The sequence below is a fragment of the Streptomyces hydrogenans genome (genome assembly GCF_014656075.1).
In the GTDB taxonomy this organism is placed as follows: Bacteria; Actinomycetota; Actinomycetes; order Streptomycetales; family Streptomycetaceae; genus Streptomyces; species Streptomyces hydrogenans.
This window is the reverse complement of record NZ_BNBS01000329.1, coordinates 1-513: the sequence shown is the minus strand read 5'-3', so window position 1 is coordinate 513 and position 513 is coordinate 1. Positions and strand designations below refer to the sequence as shown.

Here is a 513-nt window from a genome sequence, read left to right as displayed (position 1 = left end):
AGTGGGTTAGGTTCGCATCATGTTGAGTACCGAGGAAAGTCTCAGGCTCACGGTTGCGGCGTTGATGACCCGGACCGGTGAGCGTCAGGCCGTGGTGGCCGCGGCGCTGGGTCTGTCGCAGGCCCAGGTGTCCCGTAAGCAGTCCGGTGCCGCGCACTGGTCGCTGGAGGACGTCGACGGCCTCGCCGCCCACTACAAGATCCCTGTGCTGGACCTGTTGGCCGGGCCCACCCACGCGGTCGGTGTCCTGCACGGCGCCACGCCCTCGCTCCAGCCGGGCGTGCTCGCCGTTCCCCCCGCCCGCCTCGTCCCGGCCGCCCCGGCCCCGTCCCTGGCGGAGACGCCGGCCGAGGCGCCGAGCGATGCGCCGGCTGCGGCGGAGGAGGCGCCGGCGGCGATTCCGCGGCTGTCGGTCGGGTTGTGCGTGCTGTGTGGGCAGTCGGCCGCGGACGAAGTCGACGGTTTCCCCCAGCACCTGAGCGCCGAGGAGTGCGCCGAAGCCACCACCGCCGC

General features: G+C 73.1%; 1 protein-coding gene. It reads left to right on the top strand.

Annotated features, from left to right (window positions below):
* Nucleotides 1–19: 19 nt before the first annotated feature.
* On the top strand, nucleotides 20–513 hold a 494-nt coding region (locus IE321_RS42995; protein ID WP_268257468.1), incomplete at its 3' end, for a helix-turn-helix domain-containing protein.